Raw genomic sequence first — 3,616 nt, forward strand, 5'->3', positions numbered from 1 at the left:
AATTCCGTAACGGTTTTAACCAGAGGTAATTATCAATTATCCATTATCAATTATCCATTATCAATTATCAATTAATGAAAGGAAGCGCCTACTTTATTAAATCGAACTATTTAGTTTTCAAATCTATCTTCTAGAGGGGCAATACCAAAAAAAAAGTATATACAGTGGATTTTATATCAGTGAGTTAAACCTATAGCGGGCAAAATGCCCGCACTACAAAGATTTTATTAGAGATATTTGTACTTCATCTACTTGCAATTTGCTGTAGGTAGTCTCTAACTCAAAACCCAATTGACTAGAGTCCGAACACCATAACCAGTAGCACCTGGATTATTGTAACCATTCTCTGCATCAATCCAAACTGGACCAGCAACATCTAAATGTGCCCAAGGTGTATCTTTAACAAACTGCTTCAAAAATAAAGCTGCAGTAATAGCACCACCAGGGCGCGGACCTGTATTTTTCATATCCGCGTGCATAGCTTTTAATCCCTCAAAATATTTCTCCTCCAAAGGCATCCGCCACATTTTCTCTCCAGCTCTTTCTGCTGCTGCTGTTAGTTCTGCTGCTAAGTCATCATTAGGACTCCACAAACCAGCAATATCATTACCCAATGCCACAACACAAGCACCTGTAAGAGTTGCTAAATCTACAATTGCATCTACTCCTAACTTTTCAGCAAAGACTAACGCATCTGCTAAAGTCAAACGCCCCTCTGCATCTGTGTTGTTAACTTCAATAGTTTTGCCATTGGAAGCAGTCAGAAAATCACCAGGGTGCATGGCGTGCCCACTAACCATATTTTCTGTAACAGCGCTGATAAAATGAACTTCCACATCTGGTTTCAACTGGGAGATCGCCTTAACAGCACCAAAAGTTGTACCTGCTCCTCCCATATCAACTTTCATCATTTCAATACCACTACCAGAAACTTTGAGATTTAAACCACCGGAGTCAAAAGTTAAACCTTTTCCAACTATTGCTAACTTGCGACGAGGAGTACCTTCTGGTTTGTAAGTGATATGAATAAATTTTGGTGGCAAGTCAGAAGCTTTAGCAACTCCAAGAAAAGCTCCCATACCTAGTTTTTCACAATCTTCTTTTTCTAGAATTTCTAGAGCTAGACCAAACTCTTTAGCTAAAGCTTCAGCAGTTTCAGCCATAGTTATTGGGGTACAGGAGTTAGCGGGAGCTGCGACAAGTTCCCTGGCGAGAATGACTCCTGAACATATTTGTCTGGCGCGAGCGATCGCTTCATCGGAGCCAGCTAAACCAATTAAGTCTACTTTTTCTACATCTGGCCCTGGATTTTCCAGTTCAGATTTAAAGCGATTATCTTTATGGAGAGCTAGCTCAATACCTTCAGTAATAGCTATAGCTGTAGAATCAGCGTCCTGACACATTGGCAGACTAATTCCTAGAGTTTTACATCTCTCCTTTTTGGCCAAACGTCCAGAGGTAGCTGCTGCTTGGCGCAGAGTATCTAATTTTAACTCCTCTGATTTACCTAGGCCCACAATAATAATTTTGCGAATAGGGGTGGTACCACCGACACGAGTTGAGGCACTGCTGTTGGCTTTACCTTTAAATTCTGTTTCTTCAATTAATTCAGATAAAGTACCAGCTAACATTTCGTTCAATCTGGCCATATCCCCGGTTAATTCTATGGCATCCTCAAATAAACCAATAGCTAGGGCATCTCCAGTCCATTCTAACTGAGGTGTATTGATTGCTTTAATTTCCATGTTAATTTCCTCTCAAGCAGTAATAGATTATCTTAATCTGTTTTCTGAATGTATCGACATTTCAGGACTTACTTCTAGTAGTCTATTCTGACTCAAAAAATGTTTTTTTTATAATTAAAAATATATAACAAATTTTTCTTATATTTATGGATTGATTAATTACTGTGTAAGTTTAAATAAAATTGGTGTCGATCAAATTTGAATACAATCAGCTTAAACAATGCTACAAAATTATATTTTTTAGGAACATTAACATAAAAAATTGGCATCAACTAAAGATGGAATTATTACAAACAATAACAGTTTTTCTCTGATTGATACTCTATTTGTCGCAAATCTTGACCAAATGCTGATAAATTAGTAATCTATGTCACAAAAGTAAAAAATATATAAATTGATTGAGCAGAGTAAATATATCAAAAAAGCATCCATGTAGATGATGATTTTTGATGTTGTCTGGCAAACACAAATTTTTTTCCTTAATTCAAATTGATCAAATATAGGAAATTTATAATATTATTATAATAACAATTTTATAAAATTTTACTACAGTCACGGAACACTCTAACTAAGAATACTGAACTGGTAGCTGGGAAAAATAAGTATACAGAAAAGCTTGCATTATTACAATTGCTGCAACGTCTAAACTTTTAGACTGCAAGGAGGAGTCACAGATTCATAAATAACTACCTTTTTTAAATTTTCTATTAAACAAATCAATTTTACCATACTCTAATAGCAGTTGAGAAACCTTTTTATACCGGATATGAACTGATAAATTATCCCAAAATCCCTAATCAAAATATAAAAGTTAGAAAAATAGTAATAACAATGTGGCAACTAATAGCAAATATATTTTCCCCTGGGCAATTTATACCAAAAGGCCAATGCTATCTTTGGAACTCAGAGTTACTCTGGCTAAATGCTAGCTCAGACGTATTAATAGCTATAGCTTACTACTTTATAGCTATCATGTTAGTCTACTTTCTCTACCAACGAGCAAATGTATTGATTATAGGGGCTTTTATCGTTTTCTGTGGTACAACCCACTTAATGGAAGTTTGGACTTTGTGGCATCCTGCTTATTGGATATCAGTGAGTATTAAAGGAATTACAGCTACACTTTCTCTATATATACTAATAAGATTTTTTTCCCTAATTCCACACCCACTAATATTACCTAATTCAGCCAAATTGAAAGCAACTAAAAAAAGTTTAGAATTAGAAATTAAACAGTGCCAAAATACTGAAATAGGACTAAGAAAAAGTGAAAGTTGCCATCGAGTTGTAGTCGAAGACCATACAGAATTGATTTGTCGTTTTTATCCAGGCGGAATATTAACTTTTGTCAACGATGCTTATTGTCGGTACTTTGACAAAAAACCAGAAGAGTTGATAGGAATAAGTTTTTATCAGTTTCTTACTTCTTTCGAGGTTGCCAAGCTACAACAACAATTAGATGTTCTAACACCAGAAAAATCTGTAGTCACCCATGAACAAATGGTAGAAATGGCCAGTGGAGAGCGCAGGTGGCAAGAGTGGACGAACCGAGCAATATTTGATGAATACGATAACTTAGTAGAATACCAAGCAGTGGGGCGAGATATTACTGCTATTAGGGAGAGCGAAAGACGCTTCCAAGCTATTTTTAACCAAACATTTCAATTTATTGGACTCCTTAAACCTGATGGTACTATCTTGGAAGCTAATCAGACATTTTTAGACTTTGCTGATGCCAAACATGAAAATATTGTCGGTAAATATTTTTGGGAAGCGCAGTTGTGGTTAGCCATAGATGATGACGAACACTCTCAAGATATAGAACCCATTTGGTATCTCTAAAAAATTAGGCGATCGCTAACCTCTTAAGC

At 35.9% G+C, this 3,616-nt stretch carries 2 protein-coding genes; one reads left to right on the forward strand and one right to left on the reverse strand.

Annotated features, from left to right (window positions below; all coding sequences use genetic code 11):
- Positions 1-275 precede the first annotated feature (275 nt).
- Positions 276-1,745, reverse strand: a complete 1,470-nt coding sequence (locus ACP6PL_RS11485; protein WP_426545392.1) for a leucyl aminopeptidase — start codon at positions 1,743-1,745, stop codon at positions 276-278.
- An 831-nt stretch (positions 1,746-2,576) separates the two neighbouring features.
- Here ACP6PL_RS11485 and ACP6PL_RS11490 point away from each other — a divergent pair.
- Complete coding sequence (locus ACP6PL_RS11490) at positions 2,577-3,587, forward strand: PAS domain-containing protein (RefSeq protein ID WP_426545393.1); 1,011 nt, start codon at positions 2,577-2,579, stop codon at positions 3,585-3,587.
- Positions 3,588-3,616: the final 29 nt, after the last annotated feature.

This window comes from Dapis purpurea BLCC-M126 (assembly GCF_050015975.1).
In the GTDB taxonomy this organism is placed as follows: Bacteria; Cyanobacteriota; Cyanobacteriia; order Cyanobacteriales; family Microcoleaceae; genus Trichodesmium.